The organism is Streptomyces parvulus, from assembly GCF_014648855.1.
GTDB classification, from domain to species: Bacteria; Actinomycetota; Actinomycetes; order Streptomycetales; family Streptomycetaceae; genus Streptomyces; species Streptomyces parvulus.
Map to the genome: position 1 here is coordinate 101825 of NZ_BMRX01000013.1, position 17286 is coordinate 119110.

Annotated in this window: 19 protein-coding genes; 6 read left to right on the forward strand and 13 right to left on the reverse strand. The window is 75.0% G+C overall.

Features of this window, described 5'->3' with window-relative positions:
- Nucleotides 1–41 precede the first annotated feature (41 nt).
- On the reverse strand, nt 42–677 hold the full coding sequence (locus IE108_RS25490) for a class I SAM-dependent methyltransferase (protein WP_064731080.1): 636 nt from the start codon (nt 675–677) through the stop codon (nt 42–44).
- 130 nt (nt 678–807) lie between these two features.
- On the reverse strand, nt 808–1809 hold the full coding sequence (locus IE108_RS25495) for a mechanosensitive ion channel family protein (RefSeq protein ID WP_064731079.1): 1002 nt from the start codon (nt 1807–1809) through the stop codon (nt 808–810).
- Nucleotides 1810–2031: 222 nt separating this feature from the next.
- Here IE108_RS25495 and IE108_RS25500 point away from each other — a divergent pair, with 222 nt between their 5' ends.
- Both IE108_RS25500 and IE108_RS25505 read left to right on the forward strand, forming a co-directional pair.
- On the forward strand, nt 2032–2253 hold the full coding sequence (locus tag IE108_RS25500; protein WP_064731078.1) for a hypothetical protein: 222 nt from the start codon (nt 2032–2034) through the stop codon (nt 2251–2253).
- A 93-nt stretch (nt 2254–2346) separates the two neighbouring features.
- On the forward strand, nt 2347–2772 hold the full coding sequence (locus IE108_RS25505; protein WP_064731077.1) for a TIGR03618 family F420-dependent PPOX class oxidoreductase: 426 nt from the start codon (nt 2347–2349) through the stop codon (nt 2770–2772).
- A gap of 12 nt (nt 2773–2784) precedes the next feature.
- Here the strand turns inward: IE108_RS25505 and IE108_RS25510 are convergent, their stop codons facing one another.
- Nucleotides 2785–4878, reverse strand: a complete 2094-nt coding sequence (locus IE108_RS25510; RefSeq protein ID WP_064731076.1) for an MMPL family transporter — start codon at nt 4876–4878, stop codon at nt 2785–2787.
- A gap of 165 nt (nt 4879–5043) precedes the next feature.
- Nucleotides 5044–5547 carry a MarR family winged helix-turn-helix transcriptional regulator gene (locus tag IE108_RS25515; RefSeq protein WP_064731075.1) on the reverse strand — a complete coding sequence of 168 codons (504 nt, stop codon included), beginning with the start codon at nt 5545–5547 and terminating at the stop codon, nt 5044–5046.
- Nucleotides 5548–5650: 103 nt separating this feature from the next.
- On the opposite strand from IE108_RS25515, the gene IE108_RS25520 reads away from it, so the two are divergent.
- Entirely contained in the window at nt 5651–7189 is a 1539-nt protein-coding gene (locus IE108_RS25520) for an SDR family oxidoreductase (protein ID WP_064731074.1), read from the forward strand.
- 61 nt (nt 7190–7250) lie between these two features.
- Nucleotides 7251–8627 carry a cryptochrome/photolyase family protein gene (locus IE108_RS25525; protein ID WP_064731073.1) on the forward strand — a complete coding sequence of 459 codons (1377 nt, stop codon included), beginning with the start codon at nt 7251–7253 and terminating at the stop codon, nt 8625–8627.
- A 31-nt stretch (nt 8628–8658) separates the two neighbouring features.
- Here the strand turns inward: IE108_RS25525 and IE108_RS25530 are convergent, their stop codons facing one another.
- From IE108_RS25530 to IE108_RS25540, 3 genes are read right to left on the reverse strand one after another with little or no spacing between them, the layout of a single operon-like run.
- Nucleotides 8659–9084, reverse strand: a complete 426-nt coding sequence (locus tag IE108_RS25530; RefSeq protein ID WP_064731072.1) for a hypothetical protein — start codon at nt 9082–9084, stop codon at nt 8659–8661.
- A 37-nt stretch (nt 9085–9121) separates the two neighbouring features.
- The gene (locus IE108_RS25535; protein ID WP_064731071.1) at nt 9122–9454 is read right to left on the reverse strand and encodes a DUF3140 domain-containing protein; all 333 of its coding nucleotides are present in this window, start codon (nt 9452–9454) and stop codon (nt 9122–9124) included.
- Between the two features lie 8 nt (nt 9455–9462).
- Nucleotides 9463–9693 carry a hypervirulence associated TUDOR domain-containing protein gene (locus tag IE108_RS25540; RefSeq protein WP_064731070.1) on the reverse strand — a complete coding sequence of 77 codons (231 nt, stop codon included), beginning with the start codon at nt 9691–9693 and terminating at the stop codon, nt 9463–9465.
- Between the two features lie 143 nt (nt 9694–9836).
- Here IE108_RS25540 and IE108_RS25545 point away from each other — a divergent pair, with 143 nt between their 5' ends.
- Nucleotides 9837–10637 carry a thioesterase family protein gene (locus IE108_RS25545; RefSeq protein WP_064731069.1) on the forward strand — a complete coding sequence of 267 codons (801 nt, stop codon included), beginning with the start codon at nt 9837–9839 and terminating at the stop codon, nt 10635–10637.
- A 30-nt stretch (nt 10638–10667) separates the two neighbouring features.
- On the opposite strand, the gene IE108_RS25550 is transcribed toward IE108_RS25545, so the two are convergent.
- Together IE108_RS25550 and IE108_RS25555 are read right to left on the reverse strand one after the other, a co-directional pair.
- Nucleotides 10668–11669, reverse strand: coding sequence for an NADPH:quinone reductase (locus IE108_RS25550; protein ID WP_079163759.1), 1002 nt, complete (start codon nt 11667–11669; stop codon nt 10668–10670).
- Complete coding sequence (locus tag IE108_RS25555) at nt 11666–12199, reverse strand: DUF2269 family protein (RefSeq protein ID WP_107420341.1); 534 nt, start codon at nt 12197–12199, stop codon at nt 11666–11668. Before IE108_RS25555 ends, IE108_RS25550 begins: the two co-directional genes overlap by 4 nt.
- Nucleotides 12200–12578: 379 nt before the next feature.
- Here IE108_RS25555 and IE108_RS25560 point away from each other — a divergent pair, with 379 nt between their 5' ends.
- Nucleotides 12579–13229, forward strand: a complete 651-nt coding sequence (locus tag IE108_RS25560) for a fascin domain-containing protein (protein ID WP_064731067.1) — start codon at nt 12579–12581, stop codon at nt 13227–13229.
- Here IE108_RS25560 and IE108_RS25565 read toward each other — a convergent pair.
- The 4 genes from IE108_RS25565 to IE108_RS25580 all read right to left on the reverse strand — a co-directional run bounded on the left by IE108_RS25565 (nt 13211) and on the right by IE108_RS25580 (nt 17111).
- Complete coding sequence (locus tag IE108_RS25565) at nt 13211–14209, reverse strand: sugar kinase (protein WP_064731066.1); 999 nt, start codon at nt 14207–14209, stop codon at nt 13211–13213. The genes IE108_RS25560 and IE108_RS25565 overlap by 19 nt on opposite strands.
- Before the next feature lie 148 nt (nt 14210–14357).
- Nucleotides 14358–14990, reverse strand: coding sequence for a bifunctional 4-hydroxy-2-oxoglutarate aldolase/2-dehydro-3-deoxy-phosphogluconate aldolase (locus IE108_RS25570; RefSeq protein ID WP_064731065.1), 633 nt, complete (start codon nt 14988–14990; stop codon nt 14358–14360).
- A gap of 145 nt (nt 14991–15135) precedes the next feature.
- The gene (gene dgoD, locus IE108_RS25575) at nt 15136–16281 is read right to left on the reverse strand and encodes a galactonate dehydratase (protein ID WP_064731064.1); all 1146 of its coding nucleotides are present in this window, start codon (nt 16279–16281) and stop codon (nt 15136–15138) included.
- Nucleotides 16278–17111 carry a FadR/GntR family transcriptional regulator gene (locus IE108_RS25580; RefSeq protein ID WP_079163758.1) on the reverse strand — a complete coding sequence of 278 codons (834 nt, stop codon included), beginning with the start codon at nt 17109–17111 and terminating at the stop codon, nt 16278–16280. The genes dgoD and IE108_RS25580 overlap by 4 nt, the downstream gene beginning before the upstream one ends.
- Between the last annotated feature and the right edge of the window lie 175 nt (nt 17112–17286).

A 17286-nucleotide genomic window follows, 5' to 3' on the forward strand; every position in this document is an offset into this window, starting at 1 on the left:
AACTTCTTCAACAAACCAGACATAGCAGGCGCCACACGGGTCTACGCCCGTCGCAGGCGCCACACGTGGTCCTCGCGAAAGCCCTCGGTTCCCTCCGGCGACACGCTCGGCCGCCGGACGGTCTCCGCGGTGACGACGCTCCACTCGCCGTCCGGCAGGGCCAGTTCGGCCAGGAGTCCGTCCAGGGTCGGGAAGACGGCGTCGAAGGGCGGCTCGGTCTGCCAGGAGGGCCAGCCCGCGTGCATCACGAGCAGCAGGGTGCCGCCGTCCGCCACCGCGCGGGCCGCCGCGCTCAGCACCGCCCGCTGGTCGAAGGCGACCGGCGACTGGAGGTACTGCGCGTTCACGAGGTCGAAGGAGCCCGCGGGGAAGGAGGGGCCCAGTTCGTGGCGCTCCCAGGCGGTGCGCTCGCCCACGCCGGCCTCGGCGGCGTGGGCGGCGGCGCGTTCGAGGGCGGTGCCGGAGATGTCCGCGCCGGTGACGCGCCAGCCGCGGGAGGCCAGCCATACGGCGTCCGCCCCCTCGCCGCAGCCGAGGTCCAGCGCGGTGCCGGGGGTGAGGGCGCTCGCCTCGCGCACCAGCAGGTCGTTGGGGCGGCCGCTCCACACGCGGTCGGTGTCGCGGTAGCGGGCCTCCCAGAACTCCGCGGCGGGAGCGGGAAGGGGCAGGTCGGTCATGGTGCCTCCTGGGCGGTCGGACGCGGCTGCGGGGCGGGGCGCGACGCGCGCGCCCCGTACGCAGGCTGCACCGGCCGCCGGGGCGGCACCAAAGGTGTTTGCCGGACCAGCAAGTCCCGGCCCCGGCGTGTCAGCGGGTGAACGCCCCCGCCTCGGCGTCCGCCTGGTCGGTGCGCACCCACACCGTCCGGCGCGGGAAGGGGATCTCGACGCCCGCGTCGTCCAGCGCGTCCTTGACCCGGCGGCGCAGTTCGCGGGTGACGCCCCACTGCTGGAGCGGCACGGTCTTGACCGCGAGGCGCACCAGCACCCCGTCGGCGTCCAGGGACTGCACGCCCCACACCGCGGGCTCCTCCAGCAGGACGTCGGCGAACTCCGGTTCCTCGCGCAGCGCGCGGCCGGTGTCCTCCAGCACGCGGTAGACCGTGTCGAGGTCCGCGTCGTGCGCGACGGCGACGTCCAGGACGGCGCGCGCCCACTCCTGGCTGTCGTTGCGCACGCGCAGGATCTCGCCGTTGCGGATGTGCCACAGACCGCCGTTGAGATCGCGCACGTGCGTGAGGCGCAGGCCGACGTGCTCCACCTCGCCGATGGCCTCGCCCAGGTCGACGGAGTCTCCGACGCCGTACTGGTCCTCGACCATGATGAGCAGGCCGGACAGGTAGTCGGCGACCAGGCTCTGCGCGCCGAAGCCGATCGCGAGTCCGACCACTCCGGCGCTGGCGAGCAGCGGGCCGAGCGCGATGCCGACCTGGTCGAGCACCATCGCGACGCCGACCATGAACAGCACGATGGTCACGGCGCTGCTGAGCACGGAGCCGATGGTGCGGGCCCGCTGCTCGCGGCGCTGGCGGGCCCGGGAGCGGTCGCGGTGCAGGACGGCGGCACCCCGGGTGGACCTGCGGGGCCGGCGCGGCTCGGCCTCGCCGCCCGAGGGTTCCAGTACGCCCTTGACGACCCGGGTGATGGCCCGCTTGGCCAGCGCGCGCAGCACCAGGAGGATCACGACGATGAGCGCGATGCGCAGGGGGATCCCGATCAGTGCCTCGGTGTGGTCGCCGAACCAGTCCGACCACGAGGCCGCCAACTGCGGGTTCGTGACCTGGCCGGTGGGCGGGAGGGTGTGCGACATCAGCTCGACTGCTCCGTTTCCTCGGGGGTGAGTGGCTGCCGTCGGGGCCGCCTACCCAGCGGTGCCGCGAACATGACGCCCTGCGAGCCGCGCCACACACGCCCCATTCCCGCGCTTGCCCGGTATGTCCGACAGTTGCGTCATCTTCACCGGGTACCGGCCCATCACCGGACCGTGGCGGGGCACCCGCAGGGAGTCGTCCACAGCGGAGGGACCCGCGCCGTGGTTTACGTTGCCGTCCTGCTGCTGCCCGGTGTCGGGCTGCTGCTGTTCACCATGACCTACCTGGAGGACCGGCTGTTCGCCGAGCCGGTCGCGGCCCGGCACGCCCGGCGCCGCCACCTGAGACTCCTCCCCGGCGGCCGGCGCGCGGACTCCGCGCCCCGCCGCGCCGATCCGGCCTCCGCCGCGCCGCGCCCCGCGGAACAGGACGCCGCCGCCTGATCCCCATGCCCGCACCCCGACGCGCGGCGCCGAGACTCCCCGGGTGATGCTGTGTCCGACGCGTACGGACACCGCTGGGAACGAGGGCATCGGATGGACACCGGGGAACGGCACGGGGCGGACGAGGAGTTCACGGAGTTCTGGCGGGAGCGCCGGGTGTGCTTCCTGTCGACGCCGCGCGCGGACGGGAGCCCGCACCTGGTGCCGGTCGGCGTGACGTACGACCACGCCACGCGCACCGCTCGGGTCATCACCGGCGGGGGCACCGCCAAGGCGCGCAACGTGCTGCGGGCCGGGTCGGCCGTGGTCGCCGTGGGACAGGTGGACGGCAGGCGCTGGTCGACGCTGGAGGGCGTCGCGACCGTGCGGGGGGACGCCGCGTCGGTCCGCGACGCGGAGGCCCGGTACGCGGCCCGCTACAAGCGGCCCCGGGAGAACCCGGAGCGGGTCGTCATCGAGATCGAGGTGCGGCGCTACCTCGGCACGGTGCGGCCCGGTCCGGGGACCACCGGCGGCTGACGGGCCGCCGGGTCACTTGCTCCCGGCGGGCGTGCGGTCGCCGAGCCGGCTCGGCCACCAGGCCACGGGGCCGATGTCGCGGGCGAGTGCCGGCACCAGCAGGGAGCGCACCACGAGGGTGTCCAGGAGTACGCCGAAGGCCACGATGAAGGCGATCTGCACCAGGAAGGCCAGCGGGATCACCCCCAGCGCGGCGAAGGTGGCGGCGAGGACGACACCGGCCGAGGTGATCACGCCGCCGGTGGCGGTCAGACCCCGCAGGATGCCCTCGCGCACCCCGTGCCGCAACGACTCCTGGCGCACCCGGGACATCAGGAAGATGTTGTAGTCCACGCCCAGGGCGACCAGGAACACGAACCCGTACAGCGGGACGGAGGCGTCCGTGCCGCTGAAGCCGAACACGTGGGTGAAGACGAGGGCCGAGACGCCCAGGGTGGCCAGGAAGTTCAGCGCCACCGTCGCCACCAGCAGCACCGGCATCAGCAGGGAGCGCAGCAGGGCGATCAGGATGACCAGGATGATGGCGAGGACGACGGGCACGATCAGCGTGCGGTCGTGCTCGGCTGTGCGCTGAGTGTCGTACTGCTGGGCGGTGTAGCCGCCGACCAGGGCGTTCGCGCCGGGCACCTCGTGGACGGCGGTCCGAAGCCGGGCCACCGCGCTCTTGGCGGCGTCGCTGTCGGCGGGCGCCTGGAGGGTCGCGTCGACGCGCACCCGCCCGTCGACGATCCTCGGCTCCCCGCCGCCGGGGCGGCCGGACTCGCTGACCGGGGCCGCGGAGGCGACCCCGCGGGTGTCCCGGGCGGCGGCGAGGACGGGGTCGAGCCGGTCGGCGTCGGCGATGATCACTGCGGGGTTGCCGGAGCCGCCCGGGAAGTGCCGGGCCAGCGTCTGCTGGGCGGAGACCGAGGGCGCGTCGTTGACGAAGATCTCGTCGAGCGGCACGCCCCGGGACGTCAGGGTCGGCGCGAAGGCGGCGCAGGCGATCAGCGCGGCGAGCGAGATCGCCCAGATGCGGCGGGGCGCCCGGTCCACGAGGGCGGCGATGCGGTGCCACAGCCGGTGCCCGCCCTCGGGGTCGCCGGAGCGCACGGGCTTGGCGGGCCAGTAGGCGGCGCGGCCCAGCAGCACCAGCACGGCGGGCAGGAAGGTGAGGGTGCTGAGCACCGCGCAGACGATGCCGATGGCGCCGACGGGGCCGAGCGCGCGGTTGTTGGTGAGGTCGCTGAGCAGCAGGGCCAGCAGGCCGAGGGCGACGGTCGCCGCGCTGGCGACTACGGCGCCCCAGGAGGCCCGCAGCGCGGCGCGCACCGCCCCGAACCGGTCGGCGTGGTGGGCGAGTTCCTCGCGGAAGCGGGCGGTGAGCAGCAGCGCGTAGTCGGTGGCGGCGCCGATGACCAGGATGGAGAGGATGCCCTGGACCTGCCCGTCCACGCGGACGACGCCGCGGTCGGCGAGGGCGTAGACGATCGCGCAGGCCAGGCCGAGGGCGAAGACGGCCCCGAGGATGATGACCAGGGGCAGCAGGACGCTGCGGTAGACGAGCAGCAGGATCACCAGCACGGTGATCAGGGCGACGCCGAGCAGCAGTCCGTCGATGCCGGAGAAGGCGTCGGAGAGGTCGGCCTGGGAGGCCGCGGGTCCGGCGAGCCGCGCCTCGGTGCCGGGCACCTTCCCGACGGCGTCCTGGATCTCGGCCAGGGCGTCGGGCAGCGCCTCGCCGAGGTCGGGCCTGAGCTGGACGACGGCCTGGAGCGCCTCGCCGTCCTCGGAGGGCAGCGCGGGAGACGGGGCCCCCACGACGCCGGGCCCGCCCTCCACGGAGGCGACCGCCCGGGTGGCCGCCGCCCGCTCGCCGGTGACGGAACCGCCGCCGTCCGCGGTCCACACGACGATCACCGGAAGCGTCTCGTCCTGCTGGAAGGCCTTCTGGGCGTCGACGACCCGGGTGGACTCGGCGCTGCGCGGCAGGAACGCCGCCTGGTCGTTGGTGGCGACCTCGCCGAGCTTGCCGGCGTACGGGCCGAGCGCCCCGCCGATGCCGAGCCAGGCCAGGAGGAGGACGACGGGGACGAGCCAGCGGGCGCGTCGGGTGGGGGTGGACATCGCTCTTCAGGTCTCCTGGTCTCCGGCGGCGGCGAGGAAAGTAGCTCGATCATAAACAATCTCAATGATTGAGTTACTTGGGGCCTCGTGACACACCGTCTTCTGCCCCGCCCCGTCCCCCGGATGCGGCGGACGGCCCCCTGATTCAGCCCTCTTCAGCCCCCTTCAGCCCTCCTCGGAGCGCAGGCCCAGTTCGCGGTTCATCGCCGCCAGGAACCGCACCACGACCGCCAGCTCGTGCTCGTCGAAGCGCTCGCGGGCGGACGCGGCGGCCTCGGCCAGCGGCTTGAAGTACGTCCGGGCCGCCGCCCGCGCGTCGGGCACGTAGTGCAGATGGACGACCCGCCGGTCGGCGCTCTCCCGGACCCGGCGCACGTGGCCGGCGCGCTCCAGCCGGTCCACGCAGGCGGTGACCGCGCCCGAGGTGAGCCCGAGGTGTTCGCGCAGCCGGCCCGGTGTCATGGGCTCGGGCGAGTCCAGGATCGCCGCCAGCGCCTGCACGTCGGTGGCGTGCAGGCCCTGGGTCGCGGCGAAGCCGTGCACGAGCCGGTTGATCTCGCCGTTCATCCGCCTCAGGTGGGAGGCGAGGACGTGCAGGTCGCCCGCCTCGGGACCGGCCCCGGTCCCCCGTTCGTGCGCGTGCTGCCCGCGCTGGTTCGCTGTCGCCACGCGATCAGCGTATAGAAGGGTCAACCTGGGCCCCCGCGCATCCATGACCGGGCGCGCGCGGGAAGTGATCACGTGACGACTGTCCCGTGAGAGACGGAGCCCCATGAGTCCAGAACACGACCGCACGAGCGGCGAAGGCCCGAGCGAGGCCGGCGGGACGGGTCTGCGCTGTCTCGTCACCGGTGCCACCGGGTACGTCGGCGGCCGGCTCGTGCCGGAGCTGCTGGCCGCCGGCCACCGGGTGCGCTGCCTGGCCCGTTCCCCGGAGAAGCTGCGCGACCACCCGTGGGCCGGCGAGGCCGAGGTGGTGCGCGGCGACGTGCTGGACGCCGACTCGGTGTCCCGGGCGATGGAGGGGGTCGACGTCGCCTACTACCTGGTACACGCGCTCGGCAGCGGCGACGACTTCGAGGCGACGGACCGGCGGGCGGCCCGCACCTTCGCCGAGCGGGCGGAGGCGGCCGGGGTCCGGCGCATCGTCTACCTCGGCGGGCTGACCCCGTCGGACGTGCCGGAACGGGAACTCTCCCCGCACCTGCGCTCCCGTGCCGAGGTCGGCCGCATCCTCCTCGCCTCCGGGGTGCCCACGACGGTGCTGCGCGCCGCGATCGTCATCGGTTCCGGGTCGGCCTCCTTCGAGATGCTGCGCTACCTGACCGAACGACTGCCGGTCATGGTCACGCCCAGCTGGGTGCACACCCGCATCCAGCCGATCGCCGTCCGGGACGTGCTGCGCGCGCTGGTCGGCAGCGCGACGATGCCGGCCGAGGTGTCCCGCGCCTTCGACGTGGGCGGTCCCGACGTCCTGACCTACCGCGAGATGATGGTCCGCTACGCCGAGGTCGCCCAGCTGCCCAAGCGGCTGATCCTCTCGGTGCCGATGCTGTCACCGGGCCTGTCCAGCCACTGGGTCGGCCTCATCACGCCGGTCCCCGCCTCGATCGCCCGCCCGCTCACCGAGTCGCTGCGGCACGAGGTGGTGTGCCGGGAGAACGACATCCTGAAGTACGTGCCCGCGCCGCCGGGTTATCCGCTCGGCTTCGACGGCGCGCTGCGGCTGGCCCTGCAACGCGTGCGGGACGCGCAGGTCACCACGCGCTGGTCGTCGGCGTCGGTGCCCGGGGCGCCCAGCGACCCGCTGCCCACCGACCCGGACTGGGCGGGCGGCAGCCTCTACACCGACCACCGCACGCTGACCGTCGACGCCTCGCCCGCCGCGCTGTGGCGGGTCATCGAGGGGATCGGCGGCGACAACGGCTGGTACTCGTTCCCGCTGGCCTGGGCGGTGCGGGGCTGGCTCGACCGGCTGGTCGGCGGGGTGGGGCTGCGCCGCGGCCGCCGGGACGCCGCCCGGCTGCGGGCGGGCGACTCGCTCGACTTCTGGCGGGTGGAGGAGATCGTCCCGGGCCGGCTGCTGCGGCTGCGCGCGGAGATGCGGCTGCCGGGCCTTGCCTGGCTGGAGATGTACGCCGACACCGACGACGCCGGGCGGACGCGGTACCGGCAGCGGGCGCTGTTCCACCCCCGCGGGCTGGCCGGACACGCCTACTGGTGGAGCGTGTGGGCCTTCCACGCCGCGGTGTTCGGCGGGATGGCCCGCAACATCGCCCGGGCCGCGGCCCGGGACACGTCCGCCCCATGAGAGCCGTGCGCCGCGGATCCGCGCCCGGCGCCGCGGCCCGATCCCCCCACCGAGGAGCGTCATGACCACGTCGGTCGTCCTGTTCACCCGCGACCTGCGGCTGCACGACCATCCGCCGCTGCGTGCCGCCCTGGACGGATCGGACGCCGTGGTGCCGCTGTTCGTCCGGGACCGTGCCGTCGACGCGGCCGGGTTCGCGGCACCCAACCGGCTGGCGTTCCTCGCCGACTGCCTGCACGACCTGGACGCGGGGCTGCGGGAGCGGGGCGGGCACCTCGTCGTGCGCTCCGGCGACCTGGTCGACCAGGTGTGCGCGGTGGCCGCCGAGGCGGAGGCCGACGAGGTGCACATGGCGTCCGACGTCAGCGGGCACGCCCACCGGCGCGAGGAGCGGCTCCGGGACGCCCTCGGGGCCGGGGGCCGGCGGCTGCACGTCCACGACGCGGTGACGACCGTGCTGGCGCCGGGGGCCGTCACCCCGGCCTCCTCCGACCACTTCGCGGTCTTCACGCCGTACCACCGCCGCTGGAGCGAGTGCTCCGTGCGCGAGGCGCTCGCCGCGCCGCGCAAGGTCCGGGTCCCGGACGGCGTCGGCTCGGAGCCGCTGCCGCGCCGCAGCGACCTCACGGGTCTGTCCCCGGGACTGGCGGCCGGCGGCGAACGGGAGGCCAGGAAGCGTCTGACGGCCTGGCTGCGCGACGGCATCACCGGCTACGCCGACCGGCACGACGACCTGGCCGGCGACGACACCTCGCGGCTCTCCCCGCACCTGCACTTCGGCGCCCTCTCCCCCGTCGAGCTGGTGCACCGCGCCCGCGCCAAGGGCGGCGCCGGCGCCGAGGCGTTCGTACGGCAGGTCGCCTGGCGGGACTTCCACGCCCAGGTGCTGTCCGCGCGGCCGCGGGCCTCGACGGCCGACTACCGCACCCGGCACGACCGCTGGCGCACCGGTGCGCGCGCCGACGAGGACATCGCCGCGTGGAAGGAGGGGCGTACGGGCTACCCGATCGTCGACGCGGCCATGCGGCAGCTGCGGCACGAGGGCTGGATGCACAACCGGGCCCGCCTGCTGACCGCCAGTTTCCTCACCAAGACCCTCTACGTGGACTGGCGGGTGGGCGCCCGGCACTTCCTCGACCTGCTCGTGGACGGCGACGTGGCCAACAACCAGATGAACTGGCAGTGGGCCGCCGGCACCGGCACGGACACCCGCCCGCACCGCGTCCTCAACCCGCTCACCCAGGCGCGGCGCTTCGACCCCGACGGTGCCTACGTCCGGCGCTGGGTGCCCGAACTGGCCGGTCTGGAGGGGCGGTACGTGCACGAGCCGTGGCGGCTGACGGGCCGGGAGCGGGCGGAGTACGACGCCTATCCGGACCCGGTGGTCGACCTCGGCGAGGGACTGGACCGCTTCAAGCGGGCCCGCGGACGCGAGTGAGGGCCGGCCCCTCCCGGCCCGGCGGCGGCCGTCAGCCGGCGGCGCCGCCGGAGGTGGGGTCCGGGTGGTCCCGGGTGCGGCGGGCCTCCTTCAGCTCGGCCTCGTAGAGGTGGCCGCGGCCCTCGGCGAGCCGCTCCACGGCCTCCCGCTCCAGGTCCCGGAACGGCTCGTAGTACGTGCGGTCGTACGCCTCCACGACCTGGAACGTCCAGTGGCCGGGGATGACGTCGCGGCCCACGATCTCCCGGCGGACCCGCTCCGCCCACTCCGGGTGCCCGGCCTCGCGCAGCAGTTCCACGGCGCGGTCCAGCTCGAAGTCGGCGGACCCGGTCAGCTGGTGGAAGGCGTACAGGTGCCCGCGGGCGCACTCGGTCGTCTCCAGGGCCTTGGACAGCGAGCCCAGGGCCTCCACGGTCTCGTCGCTGACCCCCTCGGGGCGGCGGTGCGGGTCTGCCATGGGGTCCGTCTCCTTCGTGCGGGCGCCGCGGGCGCGGTCAGGCGAGGGGGTCGTGGCCCCAGTTCATGAGCGAGTGGCGCCACCGGGAGTCCTCGACGTCGCCGGACGGGCGCTGGGCCAGGTGCCGGCGGACGTAGCCGACGACCTTGCGCATGTGCTCGTAGTCGTCGTCCGACAGGTCGCCCTTGCCGGTCCGCTGGATCCGTACGATGCGGCGGCCGGAGGCGTGCCCGGTGGACTCGCCCCCGTCCTGGTGGTGGCCTGCGTCCCGGGACTCGTCGGTGTCCAGCCACGCCTCCAGGTCGGCCGGCGCCATGTTCACCACCTCCCGGAAGCCGTCCCAGGTCTCCTGCCGCTCGTCGCCGTCCATGTGCCGCCTCACTTCTTCTTCTTGAGCGCGGACGGCTTGTGCACCGCCGACCCGCCCGACTTCTCGCTGCGGACCTTGTACTGCGGGTCGTCCGGGGAGGCGTCCACCGTGCGGCCGCCGGCCTCGGTGCGCCGGGTGATCTTCTTCTCCACCTCGCCCTCGGCCCGGGAGCCGTGGCTGCTCCAGGTGACCTTGTCGCCCTTCTCCAGGTCGCCGCCCTTGCGTCGGTTCCTCGCCATCGCGCCGCTCCTTCGAGTGCAGGCCCCCGCCACTTCCCACCTGGGTGCCCAGCCGGGGGCCGGCCACTCCGCGCGGGACCCGATCGGCGGCACAACTATCCTGGTCGCGGCCCAGGCACCGCCGTCGTTCCAGGAGCAGCCCGTTGAACACCAGCACCGCGACCCCGGACAGCTACTACGAGCGGATCGACGAGCACCGCTACAAGCCCACCCCGCACGCCGGCGGGGCGTGGAGCACGGACGAGCAGCACTTCAGCCCGCTGGGCGGCCTGATCGTGCACGCCGTCGACCGCCATCTGGCGGGGCGGGAGGGCGCGGCCATGTCGCTGAGCCGGATCAGCTTCGACATCCTGGGCCGTCCGGCGCTGGACGAGTGCGAGATCCGGGTGGAGACCGTCCGCCCCGGACGCACCATAGAACTGGTCGAGGCGACCGTGCTCATCGCGGGCCGGTCCGTGACCCGGGCCAGGGCCTGGCTGCTGGCCGACGTCGACACGAGCGCCGTGGCGGGCGGCGGCGCGGACCGGCTCGCCGCCCCGGACACCCTCGCCTCCTGGCCCCTGGACACCGAGTGGCCGGGCGGGTACATCGCCTCCGTGGACGTACGTCCGGTCGGCACGCCCCGGCCCGGCCGGACCACCGCCTGGGTCTCCACCGGCCTCGACCTGGTCGCCGGGGAGGCGGCGAGCCCGCTGGCCTCGTACGTCACCCTCGTGGACACCGCCAACGGCATCGCCGTGCGGCAGCCCCCGACGGAGTGGATGTTCCCGAACGTCGACCTCACCCTGCACCTGCACCGCGCGCCGCGCGGCCGGTGGACGGGCCTGGACACGACCGTCGTCTTCGGCCCGACCGGGCAGGGCGTCACCAGCACGGTGCTGCACGACGTGGACGGACCCGTGGGGCACGCTCAGCAGATGCTGACCGTCCGCCCCCTGGGCTGACCCCGCGGGGTCCGGGCCGGCGGGCGACGCTCAGGAGGGCGTGAGCACCAGCCGCCCGCGCACCTGCCCGGCCTCCAGCCTGCGATGGGCCTCCGCCGCCCTCGCCAGGGGCAGGCGGTCGGCGATGCGGGGGCGCCACGGCGTGTCCACGAGCGCCTCCACGACACCGTCGGCGGCCTCGGCCAGGTCGGCGGTGGTGGCGTTGCTGATCGCGAAGCCGACGATGCTCGCGTCCCTGGTGTAGAGCCGGCTCACCGGCAGCGGGGCGGGCCCGCCGCCCAGCCCCACCATGGCGACCAGACGTCCGCCCATGGCCAGCGACTCCACGGCGTCGGCCAGTTCCCCGTGCCCGGACGTGTCGAGGTGGACGTCGTAGCCGTCGGGCGCCGCCCGGCGTGCGCGCTCGGCGAGGTCCGGCGAGGCGTGGTCGAGGACCTCGGCGGCGCCCAGTGCACGGACCGCGGCCGCGTCCGCCGCCCGTGCGGTGGCGATCACCCGGGCCCCGGCGCGGGCGGCCAGCGCCACGGCCGCGCCGCCCACGTTCCCGGCGCCGCCGCCGACGTACACCGTCTCGCCCGCCCGCAGCCGGCCGTGCCGGAAGAGGGCCAGCCAGGCGGAGGCCGCCGGGTGGGCGGCGGCCACCAGGTGTTCGGCGTCGACGCCGGGCGGCGCCGCGTAGAGGCGGTCGGCGGCGACCGCCGCGTACTCGGCGAAGGAGCCCTGCCGGCCCGCGTGGCCCAGGCTGTTGCACCACACGCGCTGCCCCGGGGTGAAGCCCGCCGCGCCGGGCCCGGCGTGGGCGACCTCGCCCACCAGGTCGCGGCCGACGACGAAGGGCAGCGGCAGCGGGGTGGCGTACGCGCCGGACCGGACGAAGGTGTCCACCGGATTGACCGCGACGGCGCAGACCCGCACGAGGACGTCGGTGGGTCCCGCCGGCGGCACCGGGAGGGGGCCGTGGCGGATGGCGTCGGCCGGACCGACGGCGTCGATGTACGCCGCCCGCATCACGTCGGGGACTGTGCCGTTCATGACGTCATGCTACGAACCGGCCCCTCCCGTCGCAGCCCGCCGGGGCGCTTCCTGCGCCCGCGGCGCGTCGGTCCCCAGGGCTTGAGGACCGAGATCACCGTCATGAAGACATAGGCCGTGAGCGAGACGACCGGTCCGAACAGGACGTCCCCGGCGTCCGGCAGCGGCTCCCCCGCCGCCACGGCGGTGACCGCGCCGTCGACGCCGGGGCGCAGGGCGAGGACGGTGGCGGCCGTGGTGGCCAGGGTCAGCCAGAACTTGGTGAACACCCACCGGTGCCGGGCGAGCCCCCAGTGGGTGCCGAGGGCCAGCACCAGTCCGCTGAGCAGGGTGAGGACGGCGAGCGGCGGCAGCAGCCAGTCGGCGAAGAGCTTCATGCCGCGGACGGCGGCCGCCACCGCGGCCGGGGAGGCGGTGGTGACCGCGGTGAGTCCGAGGGCCAGCAGCCCGAGGGTGAGCCCGAGCCAGCCGGCGGAGACGACGACGTGGACGACGAGGAGGGCCCGGCGTGCGGGTCGGCTGAGTTTCACGCCCTCCACGCTCCCGGCGAACGGCCGCGCGGTCGTCCGGCGGCGGGAGGCACCCGGGGTACTGAGGCGGGAGTATCCGGCCGGGTCCGGCGTGCCCCGACCGGAGCACGCCCGAGCACGAGGAAACGGTGGATGGCGCTCGAATTAACGGGAATTCACGGAATCCGTAACGCCGTGAAATTCCGGTCGAATTTCTTTGAATCGGCGACTGATCCGGTCCTTGTCGCACATCCGCGTATCTATGCTGATCAAGCTTCGCCGAGAGGGCGTGGCGGCTGCCGACGTGCCCGGGGAGGGGTGGCGACGGCGGTCCTGGGGGGGTGCGGAGAAATCGGTCTCGTCACCCTGTGCTCCGTATGAGGAAAGCCGAGGAATTCCCGTGAGACGTACGACTTCCGTTCTGCTGTCCCTGAGCGCCCTGGTGGCGGTCACCGGTCTGGCCGTTCCCGCGGCGGTCGCCGCGCCGGTCGCCGAGCGGCCGGCCGCGCCCGCCGGCTGGGAGGCGGTGGACGCGGCCGAGCTGGCGCGCGTGACGGACGGGGCGGAGGCCCGCCGGGCGCCGCTCGCCGCCGCCGCCGAGGCCGACCTGCTCGCCCTGCAGTCGGTCCGCAACAACCGCTTCGTGGCCACCGAGGTGAACTACCCGGCCCCGAACACCGGTGTGCAGCGCGCCCGTTCCGCCGAGTTCGGCGGCTCCTGGGAGGGCTTCGCCTTCGAGTGGGACGAGGCGAGCGAGACCTACGCGCTGCGCTCCCTCGCGAACAACCGCTACGTGGCCGTGGAGAAGAACTACACCGGCAGTGCGCAGAACGTCCTGCGCGCCCGTTCCACGAGCGTGGGCGGCTGGGAGCGGTTCGTCCTGTACTACAACGAGAGCCTGGACCGCTACGCGCTCCAGTCCACGCTGAACGGCCTCTTCGTCACCATGGAGAACGGCTACACCGGTTCGCTCCAGTACGCGCTGCGCGCCCGCTCCGCCGAGATCACGGGTTCGTGGGAGGAGTTCGTCCTCTACGACATCGGCGCCTGACCCCGCTGCCGCCATTCCTCGTCGGTGAGGTCCAGCAGCGCCTCGACGGCGGCCGCGCCGGGCAGGGGCCCGTGGTCCCCGACCACGCGCAGCGCGGACGTCGCGGTGAGGTGACCCAGGCGCAGCGCCCGGGTGAGACCGGCGCCCCGCCACAGGCCGGCGAGGAATCCGGCGGCGAACGCGTCGCCGGCGCCGACGGGTTCGACGACGTCCGTCCGCAGGGCGGGCACCGTGCACGCGTCGTCGCCGGTGTACGCGGTCGCGCTCCGGGCGCCGTCCTTGACGACGAGGACGCGGGGGCCGCCGAGCAGTCCGCGCACGTCGTCGGCGGTCAGGCCGGCGCCCCACAGGTCCTGGGCCTCGTCGAGGCCGACGAAGGTGATGTCGGCGCGGCCGGCCAGGTCGCGCAGGACCTGGGGTGCCGTGTCCGGCGGCCACAGCGCGGCGCGGTGGTTGACGTCGAAGGCGACCGCGTGGGGACGCTCCTCGCGCGGGACGCGCAGCGCCCGTTCCACCAGGGCCCGGCAGGACCCGGACAGTGCCGGGGTGACGCCGGTCAGATGCAGGAGGGCGGCCCCGCCGACCCGCTCGTCGTCCAGGAGGCCGGGGCCGAGGGCCGAGGCGGCCGAGCCCTTCCGGTAGTAGGTGACCCGGGTGCCCTCGGCGCCCGGGTCCTTGAGCAGCAGGCCGGTCGGCCGGTCCGGGTCGGTCCGCACGCCCGAGACGTCCACGCCGGCCCCCGCGACGGCCGCCCGCACCCGCCGGCCGAGGGCGTCGTCGCCGACCGCCGAGAGCCAGGAGACGGGCACCCCGTGGTCGGCGAGGTACATGGCGACGTTCGACTCCGCGCCCGCCACCGAGAGGCGGACGGACTCGGCGCGGTCCAGGGCGTCGGGCGGTTCGGGCGCCATGGCGGCCATGGTCTCTCCCACGCAGACCACGGGACCCGGGGCAAGGCGCCAGGCGCTCGCGGCGCTCATGCCGGCCGCCCGGGGACGGCGGCGAGCGGTGCGGTCCCCGCGTCGTGCCGGGGCTGAGCGGCCGGCGTCCACGACCGGCCGCCGCGGTCCACCCCGAGGGGGTCGCCCGCGGCCGTCCGTGCGGAGGGCCGCGTGCGGCGCGCGCCGGTCACGGCCGTGCCTCGCGTACGGCGGCCCGGAAGGCGCGGGCGCGGTCGCGCAGGGCGTCGAGGCTCCCGCCGTCGGCGGCGTCGCCGACCAGCGGGGAGCCGACGCCGACGGCGGTGGCACCGGCCGCCAGGTGGGCGCGGGCGGCCGCTTCGTCGACGCCGCCGACGGGTACGAGCGGTGCGTCCGGGAACGGCCCGCGCAGCGCCTTGACGTAGGCGGGACCGCCGGCCTGGGCAGCGGGGAAGATCTTCAGCGCGTCGGCGCCGAGGGTGCGTGCCGTGAGGATGTCGGTCGGCGTCATGACGCCGGCGAGCACCGGCATGCCCAGGTCGCGGGCGGCCGGGACGCCCTCGCCGAGGCCGGGGGTGACGGCGAAGTCGGCACCGGCGCGGTGGGCGGCGCGCGCGTCGTCGGCGGTGAGGACGGTGCCGGCGCCCAGCGGACGGCCGGGGCCGAGGGCCTTCCTGGCCCGCTCGATGACGCCGAGGGCGTCCGCGCCGGTCAGTGACACCTCGATGAGGTCCACGCCCTCCTCGGCCAGGGTCAGTACGGTGCGCAGCGCGGCTTCGGCGTCGGCTCCGCGCACGATGGCGACGAGTCGGTGGACGGCCAGGGCCGCTCGCAGATCCACAGGAGGTCTCCTTCTCGGGGATTTCGCAGGCCGGCCGCGCGTGGCGGCGGGCCTGCCCGTCAGCGTAGGACGCCGTCCCGTCCGGCGGCGGACCGGGGCCCGGGGCGGTGCCGGGGCCCGGGGCGGTACCGGTGAGCGCCCGTGCTCACCACTCGGCGAACGAGCCGTCCGCGTGCCGCCACACCGGGTTGCGCCAGGCGTGCCCGTCGCGGTCGGCGGCGCGTACGGCCTTCTCGTCGACGTCGACGCCCAGCCCGGGGGCGTCGCAGCGGGGCGCGTGCCCGTCGACGAAGCGGAAGGGCTCGGTGTCGACGAGGTACGTCAGCAGGTCGGCGCTCTTGTTGTAGTGGATGCCGCGGCTCTGTTCCTGGATGAGGAAGTTGGGGGTCGCGAAGGCGACCTGGAGGCTGGCCGCGAGCGCGATCGGGCCGAGCGGGCAGTGCGGGGCGAGCAGCGCGCCGTAGGTGTCGGCGAGCGAGGCGATGCGGGTCACCTCGGAGACGCCTCCGGCGTGGGAGAGGTCGGGCTGGGCCACCGCGACGCCCGCGGCGAGCACGGGCAGGAACTCGGCCCGGCCGTAGAGCCGTTCGCCGGTGGCGAGCGGGATGTCGGTGGCCGCGGCCAGCCGGGCGAGCAGGTGGCTCTGCTCGGGCACGACCGGTTCCTCGACGAACAGCGGGTGCAGGGGGGCGAGTTCGGCCAGGATCCGGCGGGAGCTCGCGGCGGTGAAGCGGCCGTGGAAGTCGACGGCGACGTCGCGGTCCGGGCCCAGGGCCTCGCGGGCGGCGGCGACCCGGTCGACGACGGCCGCGGTCTCGGCGGGAGTGGTCAGCGGGGAGACCGCTCCGGCGCCGTTCATCTTCACGGCGGTGAAGCCGGCCTCCACCTGGGCGGCGATCTGTTCGGCGAGCGCGGCGGGCTCGTCGCCGCCCACCCAGGCGTAGACCCGGACGCGCTCGCGCACGGGGCCGCCGAGCAGGGCGTGCACGGGCGCGCCGTAGGTCTTGCCGGCGATGTCCCACAGGGCCTGGTCGAGGCCGGCGACGGCGCTCGACAGGACGGGGCCGCCGCGGTAGAAGCCGCCCTTGGTGAGGATCTGCCAGTGGTCCTGGATGCGCAGGGGGTCCTTGCCGATCAGCTGCTCGGCCAGGACGTCGACGGCGGCGCGGACGACTTCGGCGCGGCCCTCGACGACGGGTTCGCCCCAGCCGACCACACCGTCGTCGGTTTCGACGCGGCAGAACAGCCAGCGCGGCGGGACCATGAACGTCTCGATACGGGTGATCTTCACTGGGCGGGGCCGCCTTTCGCCGTCGTCGGGGGTGCCTGGGCCGGTGTCGTCGTGGGTGCCTTGGCCGGTGTCGTCGGGGGTGGTCCGGCAGGTGCCGGCGGGGTGCCCGCTTCGCCGTCGTCGGGGACGCCCGCGCGTTCCTGGTCGCGGCCGGCCTGGTCGAGCAGCGCCCGCATGGCGGCCTCCGCCGCCGACGCGTCGCCGTCGCGCACGGCGTCCAGGACCGCCCGGTGGGCCGGTACCGGGTCACCGCCGTGCGGGGAGCTGTGGACGATGCGGTCGCGATGGGCGAGCCCCGGCTCGATCACCATCTCCATGCGGGCGAGGAGTTCGTTGTGGGTGGCGGCGAGCAGGGCCCGGTGGAAGGCGAGGTCGGCCGCCACCGCGTGGGCGGGGTCGGGGTCCGGCTCGCCCATGGCGGTCAGCGCGGTCTCCAGCGCGGCGAGGTCCTCGTCGGTGCGGCGGGCGGCGGCGAGGCGGACGGCGGCCGGTTCGACGATGGCGCGCACCTCGGCGAGACTGCGCAGCAGCGCCCGGTCCGAGCCGGTGGTTCCGCCGCCCTCGAACCGCCAGCGCAGGACGTCGGCGTCGAGGAGGTTCCAGTCGGCGCGGGGGCGGACGAAGGTGCCCCGCTTCTGCCGGGCGTCCACCATGCCCTTGGCGGCCAGCACCTTCAGCGACTCGCGCAGCGCGGTCAGGCTCACGTCCAGCTCGCTCTGGAGCGCGACCAGGTCGAGCGTGGCTCCCTCGGGGATCCGACCGCCCAGGATGCGGCGGGCGAGCGCTTCCACGGTCTGGCCGTGTACGCCGCGGCGGGCGTAGGGCGTCATGTCGTACGCCTTCCTGCTCCGGGCCGACGGTGACTGCCGGCCGTTCGACTGTGGCCCACACCGGAGAGCAGCGTCAACAATTATTGTTAATTTATTTTTCCTGGCGGCATCCCGTTGACGGACGTCACTTCCGCTACTGGGGGACGCGGGTGACCAGTCGTTACGTTCGGGACGC

Bases quoted from the DNA above. Each gene is read 5' to 3' on its own strand.
- IE108_RS25490 (WP_064731080.1), bottom strand. From the start codon at position 677: ATGACCGACCTGCCCCTTCCCGCTCCCGCCGCGGAGTTCTGGGAGGCC.
- IE108_RS25495 (WP_064731079.1), bottom strand. From the start codon at position 1,809: ATGTCGCACACCCTCCCGCCCACCGGCCAGGTCACGAACCCGCAGTTG.
- IE108_RS25505 (WP_064731077.1), top strand. From the start codon at position 2,347: ATGGACACCGGGGAACGGCACGGGGCGGACGAGGAGTTCACGGAGTTC.
- IE108_RS25510 (WP_064731076.1), bottom strand. From the start codon at position 4,878: ATGTCCACCCCCACCCGACGCGCCCGCTGGCTCGTCCCCGTCGTCCTC.
- IE108_RS25520 (WP_064731074.1), top strand. From the start codon at position 5,651: ATGAGTCCAGAACACGACCGCACGAGCGGCGAAGGCCCGAGCGAGGCC.
- IE108_RS25525 (WP_064731073.1), top strand. From the start codon at position 7,251: ATGACCACGTCGGTCGTCCTGTTCACCCGCGACCTGCGGCTGCACGAC.
- IE108_RS25530 (WP_064731072.1), bottom strand. From the start codon at position 9,084: ATGGCAGACCCGCACCGCCGCCCCGAGGGGGTCAGCGACGAGACCGTG.
- IE108_RS25535 (WP_064731071.1), bottom strand. From the start codon at position 9,454: ATGGACGGCGACGAGCGGCAGGAGACCTGGGACGGCTTCCGGGAGGTG.
- IE108_RS25540 (WP_064731070.1), bottom strand. From the start codon at position 9,693: ATGGCGAGGAACCGACGCAAGGGCGGCGACCTGGAGAAGGGCGACAAG.
- IE108_RS25550 (WP_079163759.1), bottom strand. From the start codon at position 11,669: ATGAACGGCACAGTCCCCGACGTGATGCGGGCGGCGTACATCGACGCC.
- IE108_RS25565 (WP_064731066.1), bottom strand. From the start codon at position 14,209: ATGAGCGCCGCGAGCGCCTGGCGCCTTGCCCCGGGTCCCGTGGTCTGC.
- IE108_RS25580 (WP_079163758.1), bottom strand. From the start codon at position 17,111: ATGACGCCCTACGCCCGCCGCGGCGTACACGGCCAGACCGTGGAAGCG.